This is a genomic window from Bordetella genomosp. 9 (genome assembly GCF_002119725.1).
Classification (GTDB): domain Bacteria; phylum Pseudomonadota; class Gammaproteobacteria; order Burkholderiales; family Burkholderiaceae_B; genus Bordetella_C.
The window spans coordinates 604,906-628,893 of the sequence record NZ_CP021109.1 but is presented as its reverse complement, the minus strand read 5'-3'; the positions used below and the strand labels follow the sequence as shown (position 1 = coordinate 628,893).

The 23,988-nt window shown below is 66.2% G+C and carries 23 protein-coding genes; 8 read left to right on the top strand and 15 right to left on the bottom strand.

Translation table 11 applies throughout. From position 1 onward, the window contains the following. Window positions 1-203: 203 nt before the first annotated feature. The 4 genes from CAL13_RS02955 to CAL13_RS02940 all read right to left on the bottom strand — a co-directional run bounded on the left by CAL13_RS02955 (window position 204) and on the right by CAL13_RS02940 (window position 3,409). Window positions 204-2,252, bottom strand: a complete 2,049-nt coding sequence (locus CAL13_RS02955; protein WP_232467755.1) for a tetratricopeptide repeat protein — start codon at window positions 2,250-2,252, stop codon at window positions 204-206. Window positions 2,253-2,300: 48 nt separating this feature from the next. After that, complete coding sequence (locus CAL13_RS02950) at window positions 2,301-2,705, bottom strand: NUDIX domain-containing protein (protein ID WP_198297898.1); 405 nt, start codon at window positions 2,703-2,705, stop codon at window positions 2,301-2,303. A 72-nt stretch (window positions 2,706-2,777) separates the two neighbouring features. Next, window positions 2,778-3,173 (bottom strand): type II toxin-antitoxin system VapC family toxin, encoded by a 396-nt coding sequence (locus CAL13_RS02945; RefSeq protein ID WP_086071460.1) that lies wholly within the window; start codon window positions 3,171-3,173, stop codon window positions 2,778-2,780. Next, on the bottom strand, window positions 3,170-3,409 hold the full coding sequence (locus CAL13_RS02940) for a type II toxin-antitoxin system Phd/YefM family antitoxin (protein WP_086071459.1): 240 nt from the start codon (window positions 3,407-3,409) through the stop codon (window positions 3,170-3,172). The genes CAL13_RS02945 and CAL13_RS02940 overlap by 4 nt, the downstream gene beginning before the upstream one ends. Before the next feature lie 215 nt (window positions 3,410-3,624). Here CAL13_RS02940 and CAL13_RS02935 point away from each other — a divergent pair, with 215 nt between their 5' ends. The 3 genes from CAL13_RS02935 to CAL13_RS02925 all read left to right on the top strand — a co-directional run bounded on the left by CAL13_RS02935 (window position 3,625) and on the right by CAL13_RS02925 (window position 7,175). Beyond that, entirely contained in the window at window positions 3,625-5,127 is a 1,503-nt protein-coding gene (locus CAL13_RS02935) for an NfeD family protein (protein WP_086071458.1), read from the top strand. A 2-nt stretch (window positions 5,128-5,129) separates the two neighbouring features. Further along, window positions 5,130-5,912 (top strand): slipin family protein, encoded by a 783-nt coding sequence (locus CAL13_RS02930; protein WP_198297951.1) that lies wholly within the window; start codon window positions 5,130-5,132, stop codon window positions 5,910-5,912. A gap of 252 nt (window positions 5,913-6,164) precedes the next feature. Next, window positions 6,165-7,175 (top strand): Bug family tripartite tricarboxylate transporter substrate binding protein, encoded by a 1,011-nt coding sequence (locus tag CAL13_RS02925; RefSeq protein WP_086071456.1) that lies wholly within the window; start codon window positions 6,165-6,167, stop codon window positions 7,173-7,175. Between the two features lie 129 nt (window positions 7,176-7,304). Here CAL13_RS02925 and CAL13_RS02920 read toward each other — a convergent pair whose 3' ends face one another. The 7 genes from CAL13_RS02920 to CAL13_RS02890 all read right to left on the bottom strand — a co-directional run bounded on the left by CAL13_RS02920 (window position 7,305) and on the right by CAL13_RS02890 (window position 14,245). Next, window positions 7,305-8,264, bottom strand: a complete 960-nt coding sequence (locus CAL13_RS02920; RefSeq protein ID WP_086073487.1) for a Bug family tripartite tricarboxylate transporter substrate binding protein — start codon at window positions 8,262-8,264, stop codon at window positions 7,305-7,307. Window positions 8,265-8,358: 94 nt separating this feature from the next. Further along, on the bottom strand, window positions 8,359-9,288 hold the full coding sequence (locus CAL13_RS02915) for an SMP-30/gluconolactonase/LRE family protein (protein WP_086071455.1): 930 nt from the start codon (window positions 9,286-9,288) through the stop codon (window positions 8,359-8,361). Window positions 9,289-9,465: 177 nt separating this feature from the next. Beyond that, entirely contained in the window at window positions 9,466-10,425 is a 960-nt protein-coding gene (locus tag CAL13_RS02910) for a Bug family tripartite tricarboxylate transporter substrate binding protein (protein WP_086071454.1), read from the bottom strand. A gap of 33 nt (window positions 10,426-10,458) precedes the next feature. Next, window positions 10,459-11,529, bottom strand: a complete 1,071-nt coding sequence (locus CAL13_RS02905) for a cyclase family protein (RefSeq protein ID WP_086071453.1) — start codon at window positions 11,527-11,529, stop codon at window positions 10,459-10,461. 15 nt (window positions 11,530-11,544) lie between these two features. Next, window positions 11,545-12,501 carry an NAD(P)-dependent oxidoreductase gene (locus CAL13_RS02900; protein WP_086071452.1) on the bottom strand — a complete coding sequence of 319 codons (957 nt, stop codon included), beginning with the start codon at window positions 12,499-12,501 and terminating at the stop codon, window positions 11,545-11,547. After that, window positions 12,498-13,181, bottom strand: a complete 684-nt coding sequence (locus tag CAL13_RS02895; RefSeq protein ID WP_086073486.1) for an RraA family protein — start codon at window positions 13,179-13,181, stop codon at window positions 12,498-12,500. Before CAL13_RS02895 ends, CAL13_RS02900 begins: the two co-directional genes overlap by 4 nt. Before the next feature lie 92 nt (window positions 13,182-13,273). Continuing rightward, window positions 13,274-14,245: a Bug family tripartite tricarboxylate transporter substrate binding protein gene (locus CAL13_RS02890; protein WP_086071451.1), complete on the bottom strand. Its 972-nt coding sequence runs from the start codon at window positions 14,243-14,245 to the stop codon at window positions 13,274-13,276. Window positions 14,246-14,338: 93 nt separating this feature from the next. Here CAL13_RS02890 and CAL13_RS02885 point away from each other — a divergent pair, with 93 nt between their 5' ends. Beyond that, entirely contained in the window at window positions 14,339-15,076 is a 738-nt protein-coding gene (locus CAL13_RS02885; RefSeq protein WP_086071450.1) for an IclR family transcriptional regulator, read from the top strand. Between the two features lie 48 nt (window positions 15,077-15,124). Here the strand turns inward: CAL13_RS02885 and ggt are convergent, their stop codons facing one another. Together ggt and CAL13_RS02875 are read right to left on the bottom strand one after the other, a co-directional pair. Beyond that, window positions 15,125-16,750, bottom strand: coding sequence for a gamma-glutamyltransferase (gene ggt / locus CAL13_RS02880; RefSeq protein ID WP_086071449.1), 1,626 nt, complete (start codon window positions 16,748-16,750; stop codon window positions 15,125-15,127). Window position 16,751: 1 nt separating this feature from the next. Then, entirely contained in the window at window positions 16,752-17,726 is a 975-nt protein-coding gene (locus tag CAL13_RS02875) for a Bug family tripartite tricarboxylate transporter substrate binding protein (RefSeq protein ID WP_086071448.1), read from the bottom strand. A gap of 122 nt (window positions 17,727-17,848) precedes the next feature. Between CAL13_RS02875 and CAL13_RS02870 the strand changes: the two genes are divergently transcribed. Then, window positions 17,849-18,796, top strand: a complete 948-nt coding sequence (locus tag CAL13_RS02870; RefSeq protein ID WP_232467753.1) for a LysR family transcriptional regulator — start codon at window positions 17,849-17,851, stop codon at window positions 18,794-18,796. Window positions 18,797-18,816: 20 nt separating this feature from the next. Here CAL13_RS02870 and CAL13_RS02865 read toward each other — a convergent pair whose 3' ends face one another. Next, window positions 18,817-19,701, bottom strand: coding sequence for a LysR family transcriptional regulator (locus tag CAL13_RS02865; protein WP_086071447.1), 885 nt, complete (start codon window positions 19,699-19,701; stop codon window positions 18,817-18,819). Between the two features lie 99 nt (window positions 19,702-19,800). On the opposite strand from CAL13_RS02865, the gene CAL13_RS02860 reads away from it, so the two are divergent. Together CAL13_RS02860 and CAL13_RS02855 are read left to right on the top strand one after the other, a co-directional pair. Further along, a complete protein-coding gene (locus tag CAL13_RS02860; RefSeq protein ID WP_086071446.1) occupies window positions 19,801-20,628 on the top strand; it encodes an amidohydrolase family protein in 828 nt (275 codons plus the stop codon). Then, the gene (locus CAL13_RS02855; protein ID WP_086071445.1) at window positions 20,621-21,601 is read left to right on the top strand and encodes a tripartite tricarboxylate transporter substrate binding protein; all 981 of its coding nucleotides are present in this window, start codon (window positions 20,621-20,623) and stop codon (window positions 21,599-21,601) included. Before CAL13_RS02860 ends, CAL13_RS02855 begins: the two co-directional genes overlap by 8 nt. A gap of 138 nt (window positions 21,602-21,739) precedes the next feature. Here the strand turns inward: CAL13_RS02855 and CAL13_RS02850 are convergent, their stop codons facing one another. Further along, a complete protein-coding gene (locus CAL13_RS02850) occupies window positions 21,740-22,636 on the bottom strand; it encodes a LysR family transcriptional regulator (protein WP_086056039.1) in 897 nt (298 codons plus the stop codon). Window positions 22,637-22,742: 106 nt separating this feature from the next. Here CAL13_RS02850 and CAL13_RS02845 point away from each other — a divergent pair, with 106 nt between their 5' ends. After that, the gene (locus CAL13_RS02845) at window positions 22,743-23,624 is read left to right on the top strand and encodes an aldo/keto reductase family oxidoreductase (protein ID WP_086071444.1); all 882 of its coding nucleotides are present in this window, start codon (window positions 22,743-22,745) and stop codon (window positions 23,622-23,624) included. Window positions 23,625-23,988: the final 364 nt, after the last annotated feature.

Sequence of the window (23,988 nt, the reverse complement as noted above, 5' to 3'; positions counted from 1 at the left end):
TGCAATTGCTCCTGCCTTCGTGGTGTGGCGACAATGCTGGCGCAGCCCCGGGGGGGCTGCTCCGCGGCCAGTTCTGGGATGTGAGGAAGACAAGTTGCAGTCGCGGTGACGGGCGGGCCGGCTACATCGCACGTACTTCTTGCATGATCACGGCGGGACGTTAACGTGGACAGCCGGAATCCAATCGGGCCATCAATGCCGCATTAGGGCGCTATTTCCCGGGCGAGGGCTTGCGCGATGTCCTTGACCACCGCGTTCCAGTCGCCTGGGGCGGGTTGCCGGAACAGCCGCAACGAGGGATACCACGGCGTGTCGGTACGCTGGCGCAGCCAGCGCCAATCGGGCGCGAAAGGCAGCATGACCCATGCGGGGCGGCCAAGGCCGCCAGCCAGATGCACCGGGGCGGAGTCGACGGAAATCAGCAGATCGGCCAAGGCCAGGATGGCCGCCGTATCCTCGAAATCCTGGATTTCCGCATCCAGCGGCACGATGCGCATGCCCGCGGGGGGCGAGGCCGCCTGGGCGGCAGCGGGGCCTTTCTGCAAGGCAAGATACGAAACCCCCGGCCTGGCCAGCGGGGCGAGGTCGGCAAGCGACATGGAACGGTTGGCGTCATTGGTATGCGTGGGCCGGCCCGCCCACACCAGCGCCACCCACGGCCGCGGCAAGGCGGCAAGCCGCTGCCGCCACTTGTCCATGCGCCCGGCATCCGCCGATAGATAGCCGGCCCGGACCGGCAGGTCGTCCAGCCGCAATCCCAGCGCCATCGGCAGCGACATCAATTCGCAGTGCACGTCGAAGGACGGCGGGATCCGACCGCGCGCGATCACCGCGTCCGCGCCCGTCACGCGCCGCGCAAGCGGCAGCAGGTCGCCATGCACCTGCAGCACGACATGGGCCCCGCTGCGCGCCTTCGCCGCTTCAACCAGCCAGATGAATTGCAGCGTATCGCCATAGCCCTGCTCGTCATGGATGAGCAGGGTCCGGCCGGGGATATGGCTTCCATCCCAGCGGGGCCGCTGCACCTTGCGCTCCATCTCGACGGTGTGGGAAAGGCTGTAGCGCCAGCGATACTCCCGCCACCCGCGTGCGAAGTCGCCCTGCAGCAGCAGCGTCTCGGCAAGGTCGAAACGCGCGGACATATCGCCCGGCATCGCCCGCACCAGCATCTCCTGGATTTGCAAGGCTTCCTCGACGCGATCCTGGAACTTGAGGGCAAGCCCCAATAGCCGCCACAGCGCGGACGCCGAGCCGCGCGGGTCGATACCGGCGCGCAGCAGGCTTTCGGCCTGCGCGTACTGTCTTTGGTTCAGCAGTGCCATGGCTTGCCGGGCGAGTTGGGCGGCGTCGCCCGCATCCGCACCCGCATCCTCACCCGCCGCCGGACGCGCCCCCGGACCTGCCGGCTTCGGGCCGCCGGCCTCGTTTTGCGTTGCAGGCGCCGCGCCGCGCTGCGCCTGCAATCGGGCGCGCGCCGCCAATGCGGCCGCATGCGTGGGCGCGAAGGCCAGAAGCGCCTCTATCCATGGCAGCGCACGCGCCGGGCCGGAACGCGCGTTCTCGATGCCGGCCAGGTTGATATAGGCATCGGCCAGACGCGGATTGCATTCGATGGCGCGTTGCGCCGCGCTGGCCGCTTCGTCGTACAAGCCCAGCTCGCCCAGCACGAAGGCCAGATTGCTATGCGCTTCGGCGTAATCCTCGCGCAAGGCCAGCGCCTTGCCGTACGCGCGCCGGGCATCCTGCAGACGCCCGACGCGCGCGTACGTATTGCCGAGATTGTTGTGCGCCTCCGGGCTGTCGGGCTGGATCGCGGCCACGCGTTCGAGGCTGGCGGCGCTTTCCGCGTAAAGGCCGCTTTCCTGCTGGATGATGCCCAGGTTGTTCCATGCGCCCGCCAGGTCCGGCGCGATGTCGACGGCCCGGCGCGCCGCCGCCTCGGCCTCGGCCAGCATGCCTTGCAAGCGGCACATCTCCGCCAGGTTGCTGAAGTACAAGCCAGGAACGTCCTGCGCGCGGCAGGCCTGCCGCACCAGCTCCAGCGCAAGCTCGCGCCGGCCGTAGGCGTGCGCGATCAAGCCCAGAAGGTGCGAAGCATCGGCCTGCCCCGGCGAGGCGGCCAGGATTTGCCTGCACAGGATCTCGGCCTGCCGGGCCTGTCCGGCATCCCAGTGCGCATAGGCCCGCCGCAGCGCCTCGGGCATGGCGGATGGCGTGCCTGCATTGGAATCGGGCGTCGTGGGCTGGCGCATGGGCGCTGATGCTAACCCAACGGCGCGGCGCCGGCCCTGGCCGGCCGCTCAGCCAAGATCGAACACGCCGGGTTTATTGGCGAGATACCAGGCCACGGAGCGGGTCACCGGCAATTGCCGTATCTCGCCGGCACGGAAATACCCAGCGCCCGCCCCTTCCATCACCCGGAATTCACCCCATTCGACCGGGCGGGTCAGCAACATCAAGGGCGCCTCCTGCCCATCGCTGCCAACGCGCCGTCCTATCTCGATGAACTCGGCGGGATGCGCGGCGACGCCCAACTCCTCCTCCAGTTCCCGCGACGCCGTGTGCGTATGGTCGGCGTCGCCACGCTCCACGGCCCCGCCCCAGAAGCTCCATGCCAGCGGGCCGATCCTGGCGTTGCTGTCGCGCATCTGCAGAAGCGTGCGGCCCGAACGATCGCGGACGAGAATGCTGACGTTGGTAATCAAGGCTGAAACCCCGTGCTGTTCAGGGACGGATAGGGACGCAATCGAACGCGGCGCGCTCAGGCATCAGTGTAGTCACCACACTGTTTGCACATGCGGATAGTTACGGATCTTCAGATCCGCGGTCACCAGCGGTGCGCCATGTTGCCTCGCCGTTGCCACGATCAGCCGGTCGGCCGGGTCCTTATGGAACTCGCCAGGAAGATTGACCGACAACACCGACTCCCTCACGCCCACGGGCGCGAAGCGTACCCCCGGAACTTCAGAAAGCGTTTCCAGCCACGCTTGCACATCCATGGTCAGGGCCAGCCGTCCGGCTTTCACCAACATGGCGATTTCCCATGCGCTGATCGCCGACACCAGGATAGTTCCGCTTTCCTGCTGGGCCTCGATCGCTTCGCGAGCGGGGTCGCTCAGTTGCGCATCGCCTGATGCCCACCACACCAGGGCATGGGTGTCCAGCACGATCATTGGGCAGCTTCCCAGGTGTCGTCGCCGATAGGCGCAAAAGGCTCGGCGAAATGCACGACGGATCCGCGCAGCCGCGTCAACGGGTGCGCCTCTTCGGCCCGATAAGGACGGATTTCGACAGACGGCTTGCCGTGGTCGGTGACGATGATCGTTTCGCCGGTCGCTTCGATCTGCCGAAACAGCTCCAACGCACGCGCTTTGAATTCAGTCTTGGAGATGTGGTGCGGGCAATCCATGGCGGCCACCCTGGTCAGATAGGGTGGTCATTTTCCCATGGAATGACCGGACGTACCAGTCACATGGAACGCCCATATCGTCATCGCGGCGGGGGCTCGCGCCGCATGGTGCGCAGCCCATGCGCCTGCTGGCCGGCCCTGGGAAATCAGAGTAACGTGGCCGTACAGTCGCCATGGCGCGATCCGCCAGGCCATACCTCCGGCAAGGAGGCGCGATGTCGGCACAGCACGATTCCCGGCTCGGCCCCGCGTGGGGGAGTCTTTTGCACATCCTGCCGTCGCTCTGTCTGCTGGCGGCAGCCGTGGCGAACTTTGCCCTCGCTCCCGCGGCCTGGGCGCAAGCCACTGGCTCGGCGGCCGCCCACACGGTCCTCGTCCTTGACGTAAAAGACGCCATCGGCCCCGCCACCACGGAGTATCTGGGGCATGGGCTGGAAGCCGCGGCGGCGCGCAATGCCGACGCCGTCGTCATCCGTATCGACACGCCCGGCGGCCTGGTTTCATCCACGCGCGACATCATCCAGGCCATTCTGGCCTCGCCCGTTCCCGTCATCGCCTATGTGGCGCCGGGCGGCGCCCGGGCCGCCAGCGCCGGCACCTATATCGTCTACGCCTGCCAATTGGCCGCGATGGCGCCGGGGACGAACATTGGCGCGGCCACCGTGGTCAGCATGGGAGCGCCTCCCGGCTCGGGAAGGGACAGGTCGCCCGCGCCGAAACAACCGGGAGAACGGCGCGAGCCTGCCCGCCCGGACAGCGGCAAGCCTGCCGAGCCGCCTGCGGATGAAGCGCCGGGCCACCCGGCTTCCGAAGACGCTTCCATGCGCAAGGCGATCAACGACGCTGCGGCCTTCATCCGCAGCCTGGCCGACCTGCATGGCCGCAATGCCGAATGGGCCGAGAAAGCGGTGCGCGATGGCGTGAGCATTCCGGCGCAGGAAGCGCTGCGAGACAAGGTGGTGGAGATCGTTGCGCCGGACCTGCGCGACGTGCTGGCCCAGGCCGATGGACGCGTCGTCAACGTACAGGGCAGACAGGTCACGCTGGCTACCCGCGATGCCGCCGTGACGACCCTGGAGCCCGATTGGCGCACGCGCTTCCTGGGCGTCATCACCAACCCGGACATCGCCTATATCCTGATGCTGCTCGGCGTGTACGGCATCATCTTCGAACTGATGACGCCCGGCGTGGTGCTGCCGGGCGTCCTGGGCGCGGTATCGCTGGTGACCGGGCTCTTTGCGCTGAACCTGCTGCCGGTGAACTACGCCGGCGTGGGGCTGGTGTTGCTCGGTATCGGCTTGATGGCCGCGGAAGGCTTCACGGGCGCCTCCGGCTTTCTCGGCGTCGTGGGCGTGGCCATCTTCGCGCTGGGGTCGCTGTTCATGTTCGATAGCGCCCAGGCCGCCTTTTCGCTTTCCGTGCCGGTCGTGGCAACCGCCACCGCCGTCGTCGCCCTGCTGCTGGCCATCGTGGTCACCGTCGCCGTGCGCGCGCATCGCCGGTCCAGCCCCGCGGGCGACAGCACCTTGGTCGGGCATCGCGCGGAAGTGCTGTTCTGGTCCGGCGCGCAAGGGCGCGTGCGGCTGGGCGACGAAACCTGGGACGCCCGCGCGCGGCGGCCGTTCCATCCAGGCGACCACGTGGTCGTCATCGCGCGCGATGGCCTGACCCTGTCCGTCGATGCCACCGACGCCGCGCAACGGGAGGACGCACCGTGATCCTGACCCTTATCCCCTATATCGCCATTGCCATCCTGGTTGTGCTGCTCGTGCTCACGTCCGTGCGGGTGCTGCGCGAATACGAGCGCGGCGTGGTCTTCACCCTGGGCCGGTACACCGGCGTAAAAGGTCCGGGCCTGATTATCCTGGTGCCCTTCATCCAGCAGATGGTCCGGGTGGATCTGCGCACCGTGGTACTGGACGTGCCGAGCCAGGACATCATTTCCCACGACAACGTATCGGTGAAAGTCAATGCCGTCGTGTACTTCCGGGTCATCGATCCGAACAAGGCGATCATCCAGGTCGAGCACTATATGCAGGCCACCAGCCAGCTGGCGCAGACGACGCTGCGCTCGGTGCTGGGCAAGCACGACCTGGACGAAATGCTGTCCGAACGGGACAAGCTGAATGCCGACCTGCAACAGATCCTGGATCGCCAGACCGACAACTGGGGCATCAAGATCGCCAACGTCGAAATCAAGCACGTTGACCTGAACGAAAGCATGGTGCGGGCCATCGCGCGCCAGGCCGAGGCGGAGCGCAACCGGCGCGCGCGCATCATCAACGCGGAAGGCGAACATCAGGCAGCGGAGCGCCTGGTCGAAGCGGCCCGTACGCTAGCGGCGCTTCCCGAAGCCATGCAGCTGCGATACCTGTCCACGCTGTACGACATCGCCAACGATCGCGCGTCCACGATCGTGTTCCCGGTTCCGATCGATCTGTTGCGGGGGCTGTTCGATCGGCCCCGCACGCGCGATGCGGACTCTGCACGGACAGGTCCATGACCGCCTCACACAGGCCGGCCTGCCGTTGCCGGTTATGGTGAAAGCCTGTCGGCGGGGGGCAACTCGTCGCACCAGCTTGCGCCCATCCTGCCCCGCGGCGGTGCACGACGGGCCCGGCCGGCGCCGCGCTACTTAACGTATAGGGGAGGCAGGCCGTCATGCCAGTTGGCATACATATTGCATACCCCACGGTTCCGGTCGGGCGGCCACCGCCAGCGCGTCGCCGCTTTCCCAGCAAAACAAGGATCCCGCATGTCTGCTCGTTATTTTCCCGTCTCCTCCTTCCGCCGGCTCGGCGCCGCGCTGGGCGCAACCGCCCTGGCGCTGGGCTTGGCTGCCGCGCCGTCCGCGCCGGCGCTCGCCGCCTATCCCGAGCGCCCGATCCAGGTGATCATCTCCTTCCCGCCTGCCGGCGCCACGGATATCCTGGCGCGCGCAATCAGCCAGAAGCTGGCCATCGAACTCAAGCAGTCGGTCATCGTGGAGAACCGGCCGGGCGCCGGCGGCGCCATCGGCCTCGCCGCCGCGGCCAAGGCGCCCGCCGACGGCTATACCCTTTACCTGGCCGCCGTCACCAATCAGGCCATCGCCGCGTCCATCTATAAAAAGCAGCCCGCCAGCCTGATCGACAACTTCGTGCCGATCGCCGGCGTGGGCATTTCGCCGCACATCCTGGAAGTGCCGGCTTCGCTGCCCATACAGAACGTCGGCGAGCTGATCGCGTATTTGAAGGCCCAGCCCGGCCAGTACAACTTCGCATCCCAGGGCACGGGCACGCTGTCCCATCTGGAATCGGAACTGCTGGCGCTGAAGACCGGCGTCAAAGTCACCCACATTCCCTACAAGGGCAGCTCGCAGGCCTTGCCCGAACTGGTCAGCGGCTCGTCCACGTTCATGTTCGACAGTATCCCGGGCTCGATGCCGCTGATCCAGGCCGGCAAGCTGCGCGTGCTGGCCGTTGCATCCGGCACCCGCTCCAGCCTGCTGCCCGACGTGCCCACCTTGAAGGAAGCCGGCATCGAAGGCGTGCAGGCGGACAACCTGTTCGGCTTCGTCGCGCCCAAGGGCACACCGCAGGCCAACATCGACACGATCGCGCAGGCGCTGCAGAAGGTGTTGGCAATGCCGGACCTGAAGGCCGCCGTGTCGGCGCAAGGGGCCGAGCTTTCGTACACGCCCGCGGCCGAATTCGGCCAGGCGATCGTGCAGGAACACAAGATCTGGGCGGATGTCGTCAACCAGGCCAAGGTCAGCGTCGAATAGGCCATAAAGCATGAGGCCATAAAGCCTGCGGGCGGTGCAGCCGGGACCTTCATCGGGCGCCGCCGCGCCCACCATCAGCGCGGCTTAGCGCCCAACGGCACGGCCGATATCTGACAGGAAGGCGGCGCCTCAGTCCAGGCGGATATTGCCGCGCTGGACCACCTCCGCCCACTTGGCGTCTTCCTTCTTCAAATATTCGGCGAACGCTTCGGCAGTGGAGCCCACCGGCTCGGCGCCCAGGTCGTTGAACCGCTTGCGCACATCATCCTGCTGCAACACCTGCACCAGCGCATCGTGCAGCTTCTTCGCCACCACGTCGGGCACGCCCGTGGGCAGGAAAACGCCATTCCATTCGTACACTTCGTAGCCCGGGATCACCGTCTCCGCCACCGTGGGCACGTCGGGCAAGCGCGGCGCGCGTTGCGGCGAGGAGATCGCCAGGGCGCGCAGACGCCCGGCGTCGACCAGCGGCGATGACGCCGCGACGGTACTGAACATGAAATCGACCTGACCGGTCATCACGTCGGTAATGGCCGGCCCGCCACTTTTGTAAGGCACATGGACCATATCCAGGCTCAACTTCTGGCGGAACAGCTCGGAAGCCAGGCGCTGAACCGTACCGCTGCCGCCTGAGGCGAAGTTGATTTTGCCGGGATGGGCTTTGGCTTGTGCGATCAGCGCCTGCACGTCTTTGTACGGCGAGTCCGCCTTGACGATCAGGATATTGGGCGCCAGCGACACCAGCGACAGCGGCTGCAGCGCGGTGCGCTTGTAGGGCATTTCTGCGAACAGATGCGGGTTGATGGAGTACGGCGTGGCGTCGTAAAGCATGGTGTATCCATCGGGCGCCGCCTTGGCCACATAGCTTTCGCCGATGGTGCCGCTGGCGCCGGGGCGGTTCTCCACGACGATGCTGGCGTTCAGCCGGGTCCCCATGTGCTGGGCAAGCAGGCGGGCCAGCGCATCGGCGGCGCCGCCCGGCGCGTACGGAACGACCAGCGTAATGGGCCGTTCCGGATAGCCCGCATGCGCGCCCGCCGCGATGGCCAGTGCCGCCGCGGCTGCGATCGCACGCGCCGCGCGCAGCATGAACGAAGGCTTTGCGCCTTTGAAATTGGACATTGCAGTCTCCTGTGATGGATGAAAACAAGCTACGGGATGCGCATGCCGCGATCTGCCGCGGTCAAGCGGGCTTTCCGCTCCGACTCGCCAGCGGCAACCCCGGGTGCGGCGCGACCGCCTTCAGGATGCTGCCGGACACCGACTCCGTGCAGAACACGGTGCGCCGGTCCGGCCCGCCGAAGGCCAGGTTCGTCGTCGACATGCCGCGCGTGCTCCGAAAGACCGCGACAGGCTCCGCGCGCGCGTTCAAAAGCCATACGTAGCCCAGGCCCGGATTGCAAACGAGCAGGTTGCCCTCGCAGTCGACAGCGAGCCCATCGGGACCGCTGGGTCCGTACGATGTGAAGAACTGGCTGACCTTGCTCACACTGCCGTCGGCCATCAGGGGAACCCGCCACACGCAGTTGCCGCGCGTCACGGCCAGATAGAGCACGCGTTCGTCCGGCGCCAGCGCGACGCCATTGGGACTGGGGATGTTGGCCAGCAGCAGGTCGAGCTGCCCGTTGGGGCGCAAGCGGTATAGCCGCCCTGTCGGATCGTGCAAGCCGCTCTGCCCCTGGTCCGTGAAATACAGGTTCCCCTGGCGATCGAATACCAGGTCGTTCACGCCCCGGAACCGCTCGCTGTTGCGGCGCTCGAGATAAGGCGTGACCACGCCCGAGGCGACATCAAGCAACATCAAGCCGTTCTTGTAATCGGTGATCAGCAGCCGGTCGTTGTCCAAAAACTTCATGCCGTTGGGCTCGCCGTCGTATTCGGCCACCAGCATCCAATTGCCGGCAGGGTCGATGCGGAACACGCGCCCCCACGGTATATCGGTCACGTACAGATTTCCCTGGGCGTCGAACACCGGTCCTTCAAGAAAGGAATCCGCCGGCGCGCCGCCTCGGTTGGCATCCGCCCAGGCACTGCGTTGCGGTTTTCGATAGGCGTCCGGCATCGCCGTCCAGACGTCGAAGTCCACCACGCGGGGTGGGTTCAGCAGGAACATCGCCTGTCCTCCTTTGCATATGCCCCTTTGGGGCTGTTCGGCCTTCGGCCCGGATCGCCGGCCCAGGTTGCCGTATTTGCTTATCTCGCGCGCCATCCGGCCCAGGAAGGCCGATCCGCTGCCGCTGCGGGCAGCGTGTTGGATGCGGATACCGATTCACGGCGCGATGCGCGCCGGCTATTCCTGCTTGATGCCCGAGGCGGATAGCACCTGCTCGGCGCGCTGCATTTCCTCGTCCACGAAACGCGCAAAATCCTGCGAGGAAGACCCGATGGGTTGCGCGCCGAGTTCTTCCAGCCTGCGGCGCACCTCCGGATCCTGCAGCACCGCCCGCATTTCCGTCTCCAGGCGGACGGCGACATCCTTCGGCGTGCCCGCCGGCGCGAACACGCCGTTCCATTCGTACACCGCGTAGTCGCGCACACCGGACTCCGCAACCGTGGGCACCTGCGGGAACCCGGCCACGCGTTCGCGGGCGCTCACCGCCAGCGCGCGCAGCTTGCCGCTTTTGACCAGCGGCGAAGAAGCAGCCATGTTGCTGAACATCATGTCGACCTGCCCGCCCATCAGGTCCGTCAGCGCGGGGGCGCCGCCCTTGTATGGGATATGAGTGAGCTGCAGCCCGTTGCCTTGCGCGTACAGCGCCGCGGCGATGTGCTGGGCGGTGCCCTGCCCGGGCGTGGCGAAGGTGATGTGTCCGGGCTTCTGGCGGGCCGCCGCCGTCAGGTCGGCGATCGTGCGGTACGGAGACTCGGTCCGCACGACCAGCAGATTGGGCGTCAGGCTCACCAGCGAGATGGGCAGGAAGTCGCGCTTGCTGTCATAACCGAGTGTTTTGTAAAGCACGGGGTTCACCGCGTGTGCGGTGGCGTCGTACAGCAAGGTATAGCCGTCGGCGGGCGCGCGCGCCACGGCGGCAGCGCCGATGGTGCCGCTGGCGCCGGGCCGGTTTTCCACGATCACCTGCTGGCCCAGGCGGGCGCTCAATTTGACGGCGACGATGCGCGACTGCGCATCCGCGGCGCCGCCGGCGGAGTAAGGCACGACCATTTTGATCGGATGGTCGGGATACTGCGCGCATGCGGCCGTGGCCGCGAACGCCAGGGCCGCGGCCAGAAAGGCACGGTAGAGTTTCATGTCGTCTCCTCCGGATAGGACCAGAGTGTTTTGTCAAACGGTGGCGATAGGGGTAACGGGCGATCCGACGGCGCCTGGCAGGCGCAGCGGGGGCGCGGTCAGCAGAAAACGGCTGCGTCCGTGCGCGCGAAGCCAGCGCGCCAGCGGCGTCAGCCACCACAACTCGCCCAGATGGATGCCGTTCTTGAACAGGCAGTGTTCGTGCAAAGGCAAACGCGGACCTCGCATCGGCTGACCTGCTTCGCCGAACTTCACCGGCTGGACCAGCTCCACGGCGGGATTGTCCGCAATCAGGCAGGCCAGCCGCGTATCGACAATCCACTGCAGCAGCCGCGAATCGTGGCCGTCCAGGCCGCTACCGGTGGCATGCAGATGCGCCACGTCGGGCTTGCCGCGCATGGATACCAAGGTGTCGCCGAAGCCGGTATGCAGACACACCATATCGCCCGGTTCCACCACGATGCCGTCGGCGTCGAGCATGCGCATCAGGGCGTCATAACCGACGGCCTGGCGTTTTCGTCCCAGGTGGTGCTCCAGGTCGATAAGCACTGCGCGACCCTGTACGCCATGTTCCGCAAGATTCTCGATACCCAGCGCGCCGGCGCGCGGGTCCGGAAAACGCGCCCAGTCCTCGCTGGCCCGCGGATCCTCCGCGGCCGCCCGCATATGCTCGCCCGCGCGAAAGCCGTTGTAGAACACCGCTTCCGCCACGCCGTCGCCGTCCGCATCGAAACGGCTACCCATGTGGGCCAGGCTGTCCCACTGGGTGGAATACTGCGTGTTCATCAAGAGAACGTCATCGCAAACCACATCCGTGAGCGCCGGGTCCTCGCTGGCATAAGACCAGCAATAGCCTTGCACGCCCGCGCTCTTGCCGTCGCGCAGCGTCGCATAGCGCCGCGGCGGCAGGCGCCGGGGGTTCAGGGCCATGCCGCCCGGCAGGTCCAGCGGCAGGGACAGGCAGAACGTCCGTCCTTCGCGCACCTCCGCCATCCCCTGCAGGACCTTGGCCCGATCGACCAGGTTCATGCGGCCGCGCTGGTCGTCATCGCCGAACTCGCCCCAGGAGCTGCCGGGCGGCGCGTGCTTCCATCGTTTCGCCATGTGTTTACTCCGCCATCACGGATGAACCGCGGCCTGCCGCAGCACCGCCAGGGCGTTCTCCGCGGCGGCCACGCCCATCTTGACGTACGCCTCGCGCGTAACGCCCCCGATGTGCGGGCTCAGGATGATGTTGGGCTGCGACTGGAACGGATGGCCGGCGCGCATCGGCTCCACGGCAAAACTGTCCAGTCCTGCCGCGCCCACCTGGCCGTCGCGCACGGCCTGCAGCAGCGCATCTTCGTCGATCAGTCCGCCACGCGCCGTGTTCACCACAATGACGCCGCGCCTGCATCGCGCCAGCGTGTCGCGATTCAACAGGCCCCGGTTGTCCGTGGTCAGCGGGCAATGCAGAGATATCGCGTCGGACTCGCGCCAGATCGCGTCCAGGTCCACGCTTTCGATGGTCTCCGGCAGCTCGCGCGCATAGGGGTCGAAACCGATAACGCGCATCTCCATGCTGGCCGCGATCCGGGCCATCCGGCGGCCGATGGCGCCCAGGCCGATCAGACCGAGCGTCTTGCCGGCGAGCTCGGCGCTCTTGTGCGTCGCCTTGTCCCAATGGCCGGCATGCATTCTTGCATCCAGCGCCACCACCGATTTGGCGCAGGCCAGCAGCAGCGCCATGGCCTGCTCGGCCACCGCCGCCGCATTGGCCCCGGCGGCCGCCACCACCGCGATGCCGCGCGCCTGCGCGGCCTGCTTGTCGATGGTATCCGTGCCGCTGCCATGCTTGGAGATCACTTTGAGAGACGGCGCGGCGTCCATGGCCGCCGCCCCTACCTTGCTGTAGCGCACGATGATGGCGACCGGATCGTGCGCGCGGCACAGCGCAACGATGTCTTCCTCGGCCGGGGTTTTGCCGGCGTACACGACGTCATAGTCGGCGAGCAGGGCCAGCGCCTGCGGCGCCAGGTCGGCGGCCGTCACAAGCACCGCCGGGCGGCCGCTGCGCGTATGGGCTGGCGCGTTCAAAGCGACTCCCCTTCTTTCAGGACGCCGGCCGTGCGCAGGGCCGACACGAGCCACTTTGCCGCGGTATCGCCGCTTTTGATGGCGGCAATGCGCGCTGCTTCGTCCTTGACCTTTTTCTCGGCGGCGGGCAGCAGGCCTTCGATCTTGTCGCGCTCGACGACGACCACGCCGTCGTTGTCCCCAATCACGAAGTCGCCGGGATGCACCGTTATGCCCCCGACCGTGATCGGATGGCCGATACGCCCGCCAATGTTTTTGGTCGGACCGTTGGGGTTGGTCCCGGCCGCGAACACCGGATAGTCCATTTCCATGATCTCAAGGCTGTCCCGCGCCGCGCCGTCAATGACGACGCCCGCCAGGCCCAGTTGTTTGCACGCCGTCATCATGATGGTGCCCATCAGCGCCGAACTGAGATCGCCTTTGCCGTCGATGATCAACACATCGCCAGGGCGCGCAAGCGAGATGGCCGCATGGATCATCAGGTTGTCGCCGGGGCGGACTTCCACGGTGAACGCGGGACCCGCCAGCTTCATCGAGGCATGCAACGGCCGGATGCGGCCGTGCATCGCGCCGCGGCGCCCGGCCACGTCGGCCAGGATGGCGGGCTGGAAACGTGCGGCCTGCGCGACGACCTGCGGAGACACGCGGGGAAAGTCCTTGACGATATCTGAGCTGCTCATGGTGTTCCTTGTTTGCGGAAAAACGTGCGGGGCGGCGCGATGGGCCGCCGTGACGCGCTTGGAAATACGCTGCGGGCCGCGGGCCATCCGCATCAATCGATGCGCGCGCCGGAAGCCTTGACGATCTCGCCCCAGCGGACGCGATCGTCATGGATCAGCTTCGCGAACGCTTCGGGGGTGCTGCTGCGGACCTCGGCGCCCTGCGCCTGGAAAAGCTTGCGGGTGGAGGGCGCGTCCAGGGCTGCGGTCAGCGCGTGGTTGAGCGTGCGCACCACGTCCGCCGGCAGGCCCGAGGGCCCCGCCAATCCGAACCACGTCACGGCATCGAAATCCTTGAAGCCGGATTCCGCGAAGGTCGGCACGTCAGGCAGGTCCTCGCTGCGCTTGAGCGAGGTAACTGCCAGCGCCCGCATCGCCCCATTGCGGATATGACCGATGAGCGTCGGCACGGAAGACATGTACATGTCGATCTGGCCGCCGATCAGGTCGGTAGCGCCCTGCGCCGCGCCCTTGTAGGGAACGTGGGTCAACCGGATACCGGCAGCCTTCTGGAACATCTCCGTCGCCAGGTGGGCCACCGTGCCGTTGCCCGACGTCGCGACGTCGATGGAGCCGGGTTTGGCCTTGGATGCCGCGACGACGTCGGCCAGCGTTTTGTACGGCGCGTTTGCCGCCACTGCCAGTACCAGCGGCGCCTCCGCCACCATGCCGATAGGCGTCAGGTCTTTTTCGGGGTCGTAGGGCAGTTTGGCGTAGAGGGTCGGGTTGATCGCCAGGTTGCTCGTCTGCCCGATCACCAGCGTGTAGCCGTCCGGCTTTGCCTTGGCCGCCTGGTCCACGCCCAGGTTCCCGCCCGCGCCCGGGCGGTTCTCGATGACGAACGTCCATCCATTCCTGGCCGCCATCTCGTTGGCCACCTGCCGGGCCAGCGCATCGGTCCCGCCACCGGGCGGAAACGGCACGATCAGGCGAATGGGCTTGTCGGGATAGGCGTGGGCCGCGGCGGCTTGCAGGGCGCAGACGCCGGCAAGGAGGGCGGCGAACGCATGGCGCAGGAATCGCATGACTGTCTCCGATGTTTTTTATGAGATGCGCATTGTGGGCAGGTGTTCCGCCTATTACAATGGCATTTCGTACAACGAGACATGTATCGCACAATGAAGCAATCGGCCGGAGAAAGCGGGGACGATACGGCGGGCGAAGAAGGCGTCGTAGCCGTCCGGCGCGCCATGCGGATCCTTGAGGCCTTTGGCGTGGAGGACGCGTATCTTTCGCTGGCGGAATTGAGCCGCCGCACCGGATGCCATCGGTCCACGGTGCTGCGCCTGGCGCGCACACTGGCGATGGACGATTACCTCGCGCAGCGGCCGGATGGCACGTGGCGGCTGGCCCGCGCGGCCGGCTGGCTGGGCGCCTGTTATCAGGCCACGTTCAATGTGGTCGAAGTCGTGCAGCCGGTGCTGCGCGAACTATCCGAGGTCACCGGCGAAAGCGCCACGTTCTATGTCCGCGAAGGCAATCAGCGGATCTGCGTTGCGCGGGTGGAAGGGCCCCGGTCCATACGCCATCATGTCCGGGTCGGCGCGGCGCTGCCGCTGAACCTGGGCAGCCCGGGACGCGTGCTGCTTGCCTTCTCCGGCGAACCCGACGAACCGTACGAGTCGATACGCCGCGCCGGCTACATGATCTCGCTGGGCGAGCGCGACGCAGAGGTATCGAGCATCTCCGCGCCCGTCTACGGAATCAATTGGAGCCTGGTCGGCGCGGTGTGTATTTCCGGCCCTTTATCGCGCCTGAACGAAGAAGTGCTGCTGGGGCACAAGGAACATATCCTGGCTGCCGCAAGCCGCCTGTCACGCGCGATGATCGGAATGCGGCAAGGGCAAGCGCGCTAGGGCCATGCGTGCATTTCCCCGCGCCATGCCGCAGCCGCTCGCAGCGGCTTATCCGGCCACCACAGTCTCGTAGGCAACGCCATCCCGCCCCGGATCCGCGCCGCCTTGCAACTGCCCATCGGCCATCCGTATCGCGTGCACCCACGCGATGGTGTAGCCAAAGGGATTGCGGATGACCTCATACCCCTGTCCCGCCAGCGCGCGCTCCACCGCGCGCGGAATGCGATTGCAGATATCGATCGCATTGCTGGTGGCCGAGAACCGCGGCAAGGACACGGCCGTCTGCATCGGGTGGCCGAAATCGATGACATTCAACAGGCTCTGCAGCACGCCCATGGCGATCTGCGTGCCGCCCGGCGCTCCCAGTACGATCTCCGGTTCGCCGTTGCGGAAAACGATGGTCGGACACGATGACGTGAACCGGCTTTTGCCCGGCGCGATGCTCCCTGCCCGCCCCGGACGAGGGTCGAAGACTCCCATGCAGCCATTGAACATGAACCCCAATCCGGGCGCGATAACGCCGGATGGCATGGCCAGCGAATGGGTCAGCGACACGCAATTGCCATCGCCGTCCACCACCGACAGATGCGTCGTATCGCGAGGAACGACTACGGCGCTATCGACGCGTTCGATCCGCACCTTTTCGCCCGCGCGGATGGCCGCGGCGGCCTGGCTCGCATAGTCCTTGGAAAGCAAGCGGTCCAGCGGGACATCGACGAACTTCGGATCGCCGATATAGCGATCCTTGTCGGCGGTCGCGCGCTTCATGGCTTCGCACACCACCCGGATGTATTCAGGACTGTTGTGTCCCAGACCGGCCAGATCGAAATGCTCCAGGATGTTGAGCATTTCGATAAGCATTGCGCCGCCGCCGGGCGGCTGGTTGGTGGTGATGCGCCGGTCCCGATACGTCCCGGACAGCGGCGCATTGCGCGCGGGCTGGTATGCGGCCAGGTCCTCGCGCGAGATCAGCGCGCCCTGGGCCGACAGAAACTCGAGCATCCGGTCCGCCAGGGCGCCGACATAAAACGCGTCCGCGCCTTCCGCCGCGATCATGCGCAGCGTTTCGGCGTAATCCGGATTGGTCAGCGGCGTTCCGATCGTCTTCGGGGAGCCGTCCGCACGGCAGTACAGGCGGCGGCCATCCTCGCACCACGCCAGGCGTTCGCGGTTGCTGGCGCGGCCCATGTGCGGCTCGTCGATCCAGAACGCATACATTGCCGGGCGCACGAAAAAACCGTCGCGAGCCCAGGCGATGGCCGGCTCCACCACATCGCGCCAGGGCAGCCGGCCGTGGGCCCGATGCATGGCTTCCAGTCCGCGCAGCGTGCCAGGCACCGCAATCGATTGCGGGCCGATGTCGTTCAGGCGGCCCTTGATACTGAAGCCGAAGCCGTCGCGCGCCTCGCCCTCCAGCAGGTGTGCCCACATATCGGGCTTTGCCGCGGCGGGCGCCGGGGCATGAAAGTCGATGTATTCATGAACGCCCTTGCCCGCCATGTAAACGGCGCCCGTGCCGAATCCCGCGATGCCGCACATCAAGGGGTCCACCACCGTCTGCGCCAGCGCGCAAGCCACGGCGGCATCGACGGCATTGCCGCCCGCCTGCAGGATCTCGATGCCCGACTCGGCCGCCTCCGGCTGCGGGCACACCACCATTGCTTTTCGGCTCATATCAGTTCGGGCTCAATTCCAGGTTGCCGATGGCATCGCGCCACTTGATTGTGTCGCGGGCGGTGTAGCGCATGAGCGCTTCCTGACCGGTCTTCAGGATCTGGGTCTGCATGGATTGGAATTTCGCCGCCGTGGCAGGGTCGTCCAGAAAGGCGTTGGTCGCGGCATGCAGCTTTTCCAGCACTTCGGGCGGCGTCCCGGTCTTGGCGGCGATGCCCGCCCAGCCGATATCGTCGAAACCGTCCATGCCGAGCTCCTTCGCCGTCGGCACGTCCGGCAGATCCGGATTGCGTTGCTTGGAAAGCAGCAGCAGGGGCACGAGCTTGCCGCTCTTGATCAAAGGCAGCGCCGTGCTCAGCGTCGGCGCCATGACGTCGGTGCTTCCCGACGCCGTCGCCACCACCCCATCCGTCTCGCCGCGGTAGGGAATATGCGACATGCGTATGCCGGTCTGCTTCTGCAGCAGCTCCACAACCAGGTGCGTGGAGTTGCCCCGGCCCGATGACGCGAAGTTCAAATGATCCGGCCGGGCCAACGCCGCCTTCTTCAGATCGTCGAACGACTTGAAACCCGTCGCGGGATTGGCGACCAGCACGAAAGGCACGACGCTGAGCGTCGCGACCCCGACGAAATCCTTGTCCGGGTCGTACGCCAACGGTTTGTAGACGAACTTGTTCAACACCATTTGCGATACGCCCGCCATGAAGAGCGTATAGCCGTCGGCGGGCTGGGCCAGCGTCGCCTGCGCGGCGATGATGCCGCCCGCGCCCGGCCGGTTTTCCACCACGATGGGCTGGCCGATGGTCCGTCCCACGTGTTCGGCCCAAGTCCGGGCGATCGTGTCCGTGCTGCCGCCCGCGCCCTGCGACACGATCAGCTTCAGCGGCCGCGCCGGCCAGTTGTCCGCATGCGCCAGCGTCGCCGTGGCCAAGGCCGCGGCGCCGATCAGGGCGCTGATCTTTGAATAAATCTTCATTCTTGAGTTCCCCTGCCTGGAAGTACCATCCAACTGTTCTATGCCGATCGGCAGGGGATTATTGGGAAATCGGCCGTGTGCTGGCTAGTGAAATCCGGACACGCTTGTATGAGGAAATATTCATGACTGAAGCTGCAGCGGTACGGAGCTGGATCCGCCGGCTCAAGATGCGGCACCTGGAAGGATTCCTGATTCTGAACAGCTCGCGCACGTTGTCCGAGGCCGCGGCCCGCATGCACATGACGCAATCCGCGGTCTCGCATTGGCTGACCGATCTGGAAGGCATCGCGGGCACCCGGCTCGTCGTGCGTGGCCGTCAGCTGCAGCTCACCGCCGCGGGCGAGGCCTTGCGCCGGCTCGCCATCCGGGTGTTGGGAGACCTGAACCGCACCCACGACGAATTCAGTTCCATACAGCAAGGCGCGTCGGCCAGGCTGCACATCGGCAGCGTCACCGCCGGCGTCGCTCACCTGGTGCCGGCCGCGATCTGCGCCTTTCAGATCCGCAACCCCAACGTCTCGATACGGATGTCCGAGGGCAAGCTGGACGACTTGCTGGAAGGCCTGGAAAAGCGCGAGCTGGACCTGATCGTCGGCTCCATCGACGCGCGCACGTACCGCCCGGACCTCGTTCACGAGATTCTGTTCGATGACGACGTGGCGGTGATTACAGGCCCTGGGCATCCGCTTGCCGGGCAATCCGGAATAACGTGGTCCGACCTGCTGGAATACGCGTGGATCATGCCGCCACCGAACACCTTGATGCGCATGCAGTTGGACGCCAAGCTATTGGAACAGGGAGGCGCGGGGCTGCGGCCCGCGGTGGAAACCGCATCGGTGATGACGGCCCTGATCGTCCTGCGCAGCACGGACTACGTCTCGGTGTGTTCGGGAACCATGGCGACGCGGCTGCAAGATCTTGGCGCCGTACAAAGGTTGCCGCTCAGCTTCAGCTTCGGGCCGGTGGGGACGGTCTGGCGCAAGGAAGATAGCCATTCGGCGCTGGTGGATTTCATACAGGCCATGCGCGATGAAGTTGGCTCCGGTCCCGACAACCACGCCAACGCTTAGCCCATGCTCACCGGCGCAGCTCAAGCCTGCAGATCCAGATTCGCAAACACGTCGGCCAGTGTCGGGACCGAACGCGCCGGCCATATGGCGCTCAAGTCGAAGCTGGGCAAGGCCTGACCGTCGCTGACCTCGCAGAAACGCACGCCGCGAAAATCCAGACTGCGTATCCAGCTTGGCAGCAGGGCCACGCCGCACCCGCCCGCCACGCAGGACAGCACGGTAAGCGTGCGGTTGGCTTCCTGGGACACCACGGGCGCGAGCCCGGACTTGCGCATCGCGTCCAGGATGCCGGCATAAAGCACTGGCAACTGGGTTTGCGGATACAGCACCAGACCGGCCTGCGCGATCTGGGCCAGCGAAACCGTGCCATCGGCCTGGACCTCGAATTCATCGGGCACGGCCGCCACCAGCCGGTCGCGCAACAACAGGCGTTCGCGCATCCGGCCCGCCACGGCAACCGGTGTATGCATCAGGCCAATATCGATTTCACCCTGGGCCAGCGCCTCGGCCTGCTCGGCATTGCTCATTTCCCGCAGCACGACCCTCACGCCCGGCGCCTGACGACGCAGCGCCCTCAAGGCGCGCGGCAGGGTATCGAACAAGGCCGATGACACCAGACCGACGGTCAATTGGCCTGCGCTGCCTGCCGCGATATCCCGCGCGCGCTTGGCTGCCGCATCGATGCGCGCCACGCTGACCCGTACGTCTTCAAGAATCGCCAGGGCAGCGGGCGTGGGATGCGCGCCCTGCCGGCCGCGCTCGAACAGGCGCACGCCAAGATCCTTCTCCATGCGCTGCAACGATTGCGACAAGGCCGGCTGCGCAATGCCCAGCCAATTGGCGGCGCGGCTGACACTGCCTTGATCTATCACCGCCAGAAAATGGCGCAGATGCCGGGTTTCCATATTGATCCGATATTGAAAAAACGGTTTTTCTCTATAGATCAATATATCCCGGCTGCCTAGAATCCCGCCCGATACAAATCAGAACGACGGAGACCCGGCTTGCCGCCCCGCATTCCCCTCGCCGTAGACACCCACGCCCATGTGTTCTTGCGCGGGCTGCCCATGCAAGACCGCCGGCGCTATACCCCGGACCACGATGCGACGCTGGACGACTATCTCGGCCATCTCGATCGGCATGGGCTCACGCACGGCGTGCTGGTGCAGCCAAGTTTTCTCGGCACCGACAATCGCTTTTTGCTGCAAGCGCTGGCTCAGGCCCGCGGCCGGCTGCGTGGTGTCGTCGTGATCGAGCCCGGCATAAGCCCGGAGGAACTTCGCCGCCTTCATCAAGCCGGCGTGCGCGGCATACGGTTGAATCTGTTTGGCCTGCCGACGCCCGAGCTCGCGGGCGCCGAATGGCAAAGCCTGCTGACAGCGTTGCGGGCCCTGGATTGGCATGTCGAAGTACACGCTCCCGCCGGTCGCCTGCGCGAATCCCTCGACGTGCTGATCCCAAGCGGCTGCCGGGTCGTTGTGGACCATTTCGGCCGCCCCGATGGCGTGGAGGACGCGGGCTTCCATTACTTGCTTCAGCAGGCCAGCTCCGGCCGCATCTGGGTCAAGCTCTCGGCCGCCTACCGGATCTGGCCGCAGGACGGCCGCGATGCCCAGGCTCGCCAGGCCGCCACCCGGCTGCTGGCTGCTTACGGGCCGGAGCGTCTGCTTTGGGGCAGCGACTGGCCGCACACCGAAAACCAGTATCACGCCGACTACGCGTCGGCCTGGCGCGGACTGGCCGCCTGGGTCGAAGACGACCGGGCGCGCCGCATCATTCTGGCCGACACGCCGTCGGCGTTATTTGGCATCGAGGAGACAAGCCATGACTAGATTGAACACGCTGGCGCGCCGCGCCATGGTTGCCGTCGGAGCCAGCCTGCTGGCCGCCGCGAGCGCCACGGCCGCCTATCCGGAACGCCCCATCACCATGATCGTCACCTACCCGCCCGGCGGCACGGTTGACGCCGTCGCCCGGCTGATCGCCCCCAAGCTGGCCGAGAAGCTGGGTCAACCCGTGGTCGTGGAAAACCGCGGCGGGGCCGGCGGCATGATCGGCGGCGCCGCGGCCGCCAAGGCCCAGCCCGACGGCTACACCCTGATGCTGGACGCCTCCAATCACGCGCAGAATCCGGCGCTGCACAGCAAAATGCAGTTCGACACGCTCAAGGATTTCGCGCCCGTTTCGCTGTTGTTGCGCGTGCCCAATGTGCTGGTCGTCACGCCCAGCTCGCCGTTGCGCACCGTCGCCGATTTGATCAAGGCCGGCAAGGCCAAGGATGGCCCGCCCGTCTATTTCGCCTCGGCCGGCCCCGGCTCGGCCCAGCACCTGGGCGGCGAACTGTTCAATCTGCTGGCTGGCACGCATCTCGTCCATGTGGCGTACAAAGGCGGCGGCCCCGCCATGATCGACGTAATGTCGGGCCAGGTGCCGGTAATGTTTGCCTCCATGGGCTCGTCGTGGACGCACGTCAAGAATGGCAAGCTGCGCGCCATCGCCGTGGGCGGGGACACCCGTTCGCTTGCAGCCCCTGATCTGCCCACCATCGCGGAGTCCGGCGTGCCGGGTTACCAGTCCTACGAATGGAATGCGGTCTTCGCGCCGGCGGGCACGCCCGCCCCCATCATTGAACAGGTCTCCAAGGCCCTGGCCGAGGTGCTGAAAGATCCCGGCGTGAAGACCGTGCTTGATGGCATTGGCGCCGAGCCGATCGGATCCACCCCAGCCGAACTCGAACAGTTCCGCCGGGCCGAAATCGCCAAGTGGCAGAAGGTGGCGCAGGAAGCGAATCTGAAGCTGGATTGAATCGACCGCATCGCGCCGGCATTGCCGGCACGTGCTTCACCAGCGCCTGCATTCCCAGCGCCTGCATTGCCAGCGCATGGGCCGCCATGTGGACCATGGCGGCAGACCTTTCCCGGCAACGCGTGACCGCGCGCAGCCTTATCCGGCCTTGATGAAGTCCACGAAGGCTTTCAGCGGCGCGGGCGTGAGGCGCCGGCCCGGGTAATACAGATACGGCCCGGGAAACCTGGGCCACCACGGCGACAGCACGGGCCGCAGCGCGCCGCTATCCAGGTGCGGCCGCAGCCAGTCCTCGAACAGATAAACGATGCCGGTCCCGGCGACCGCAGCGTCGACCATCAGGTCCACGGCGCCGCCGATGCGGACGATGATCGGTCCCGTTGGATCCACGCGCACCACCTCCCCGTCCCGCTCGAACTCCCATGCGGGCATCGCGCCGCTCGGAAAGCGGCCACGGATGCAGGCATGATGCACCAGTTCGCGCGGATGCCGCGGCACGCCATGGCGCTCCAGGTACTGTGGCGACGCAGCCGCCGCGAAGCGCTGGACGCGAGGCCCGATAGGCACCGCGATCATGTCCAGTTCCAAGCGCTCTTCATAACGGATGCCGGCGTCGCATCCTTCCGCCAGCAAGTCGACGAAGTTTTCCTCGGCGACCACGTCCAGCACGATGTCCGGATATGCGGCCAGGAATGCAGGCACGATCGCGGGCAGGACCAGCCGCGCCACGCTGACCGGCACATTCAGGCGCAGCGTGCCCGCGGGCCGGTCGCGGAAACTGTTCACCGAATCCAACGCGGCCTGCATCTCGGTCAAGGCAGGCGCCAACCGCGTCAGCAGACCCGTTCCGGCTTCCGTCGGCGCGACACTGCGGGTGGTTCGATTCAACAGCCTTACGCCCACCTGCGCCTCCAGGCGCCGCACGGCTTCACTCAGCCCCGATGCGCTGACGCCGCTCAAGCGCGCGGCATCGCGGAAACCGCCTGCGCGGGCCACCGCCACGAAGGCGTTCAAATCGTTCAGATCGACTTTCATGAGATTGTTCGCCTTTTCGCACAGCCCGTACGGATTGTATGGGCTTATCGCGGCGTGCCGGGGTGGCTATCTTGGTGCCTTATCCATCCTTCATAAGGAACGCACCATGTCGACAATCGATCAGGCTGGCACCTATGCCCTGGGCAGCCTCAACGTCAAACGCCTGGGGTACGGCGCCATGCAGCTGGCCGGACCCGGTGTTTTCGGGCCGCCCAAGGACAAGGCCGCGGCCCTGGCGGTCCTGCGCAAGGCCGTGGAGTCCGGGGTGAACCACATCGACACCAGCGATTTCTATGGGCCGCACATTACCAACCAATTGATCCGGGAGGCGCTGGCGCCCTATCCCGCGGATCTGGCCATCGTCACCAAAATCGGCGCGCGCCGCGGCGCGGATGGCTCGTGGTTACCCGCATTTTCCGCCTCGGATCTGACGCAGGCGGTGGAGGACAACTTGCGCAACCTGGGCCTGGACGTGCTGCATGCCGTCAATCTGCGCATCATGTTCGACGTGCACGGGCCGGCGGAAGGATCCATCGAGGCGCCGCTCAGCGCGCTCGCTGAACTGCAGCGCCGCGGCCTGGTGCGCCACATCGGCTTGAGCAACGTCACGCCGGCGCAGGTCGCCGAGGCGCGCGGTATCTGCGACATCGTTTGCGTGCAGAACCTGTACAACGTGGCGCACCGGAACGACGATGCGCTGATCGACGACCTCGCGCGTGCGGGCATCGCTTACGTGCCGTTCTTCCCGTTGGGCGGCTTCAGTAAGCTGCAATCGTCCATCCTGTCGGATGTCGCGCGAGAGCTGGACGCCACGCCTCTGCAAGTCGCCCTGGCCTGGCTGCTCAGGCGCTCGCCGAACATTTTGCTGATCCCCGGCACCTCTTCCGTTGCCCACTTGCAGGAGAACCTGGATGCCGCACGGCTTCGTCTGCCGGATGAAGCCATGCGGGCGCTGGATGGAGTCGCGGCGGCGACAGGTGGGGAATGAGCGCGCGCATTGCCCGTTGCCGTTTTCATCCGACTCGGGATTTCGGGTCATATAGGTCGACTGGCCGTTGCACCGTCGCTTGCACCGGGCTGCGTCACACTTGAGTGGCAACGTGCGCAGCGCCAGCGTCGGGCGCGAGAACGCGTCAACAACGCGGCCGATCCAAGGCTTGATGAGTTTCTGACTTGGTCTTGCGCCCATCTCACGACATTCGGTTTTGCCGCATGCGCTCATAAAGCCTCGCCTCGCGCCGCAACAAGGCAAGCTGGATAGTTCCCTGGAAAACGACCAATCCTGCCTGGGACACCCAGAGGGGAATGCTTGGGGGATTATCCATTGCCCACGGGAATGTACATGTCATAGC

Coding starts and splice junctions, on each gene's coding strand:
- CAL13_RS02905 (WP_086071453.1), bottom strand. CDS start 11,529: ATGGCGAAACGATGGAAGCACGCGCCGCCCGGCAGCTCCTGGGGCGAG.
- CAL13_RS02915 (WP_086071455.1), bottom strand. CDS start 9,288: ATGTTCCTGCTGAACCCACCCCGCGTGGTGGACTTCGACGTCTGGACG.
- CAL13_RS02935 (WP_086071458.1), top strand. CDS start 3,625: ATGTCGGCACAGCACGATTCCCGGCTCGGCCCCGCGTGGGGGAGTCTT.
- CAL13_RS02875 (WP_086071448.1), bottom strand. CDS start 17,726: ATGAAGATTTATTCAAAGATCAGCGCCCTGATCGGCGCCGCGGCCTTG.
- CAL13_RS02890 (WP_086071451.1), bottom strand. CDS start 14,245: ATGCGATTCCTGCGCCATGCGTTCGCCGCCCTCCTTGCCGGCGTCTGC.
- CAL13_RS02855 (WP_086071445.1), top strand. CDS start 20,621: ATGACTAGATTGAACACGCTGGCGCGCCGCGCCATGGTTGCCGTCGGA.
- CAL13_RS02870 (WP_232467753.1), top strand. CDS start 17,849: ATGACTGAAGCTGCAGCGGTACGGAGCTGGATCCGCCGGCTCAAGATG.
- CAL13_RS02845 (WP_086071444.1), top strand. CDS start 22,743: ATGTCGACAATCGATCAGGCTGGCACCTATGCCCTGGGCAGCCTCAAC.
- CAL13_RS02910 (WP_086071454.1), bottom strand. CDS start 10,425: ATGAAACTCTACCGTGCCTTTCTGGCCGCGGCCCTGGCGTTCGCGGCC.
- CAL13_RS02940 (WP_086071459.1), bottom strand. CDS start 3,409: ATGGATTGCCCGCACCACATCTCCAAGACTGAATTCAAAGCGCGTGCG.
- ggt (WP_086071449.1), bottom strand. CDS start 16,750: ATGAGCCGAAAAGCAATGGTGGTGTGCCCGCAGCCGGAGGCGGCCGAG.
- CAL13_RS02850 (WP_086056039.1), bottom strand. CDS start 22,636: ATGAAAGTCGATCTGAACGATTTGAACGCCTTCGTGGCGGTGGCCCGC.
- CAL13_RS02945 (WP_086071460.1), bottom strand. CDS start 3,173: ATGATCGTGCTGGACACCCATGCCCTGGTGTGGTGGGCATCAGGCGAT.
- CAL13_RS02920 (WP_086073487.1), bottom strand. CDS start 8,264: ATGCTGCGCGCGGCGCGTGCGATCGCAGCCGCGGCGGCACTGGCCATC.
- CAL13_RS02955 (WP_232467755.1), bottom strand. CDS start 2,252: ATGCGCCAGCCCACGACGCCCGATTCCAATGCAGGCACGCCATCCGCC.
- CAL13_RS02865 (WP_086071447.1), bottom strand. CDS start 19,701: ATGGAAACCCGGCATCTGCGCCATTTTCTGGCGGTGATAGATCAAGGC.
- CAL13_RS02895 (WP_086073486.1), bottom strand. CDS start 13,181: ATGAGCAGCTCAGATATCGTCAAGGACTTTCCCCGCGTGTCTCCGCAG.
- CAL13_RS02885 (WP_086071450.1), top strand. CDS start 14,339: ATGAAGCAATCGGCCGGAGAAAGCGGGGACGATACGGCGGGCGAAGAA.
- CAL13_RS02925 (WP_086071456.1), top strand. CDS start 6,165: ATGTCTGCTCGTTATTTTCCCGTCTCCTCCTTCCGCCGGCTCGGCGCC.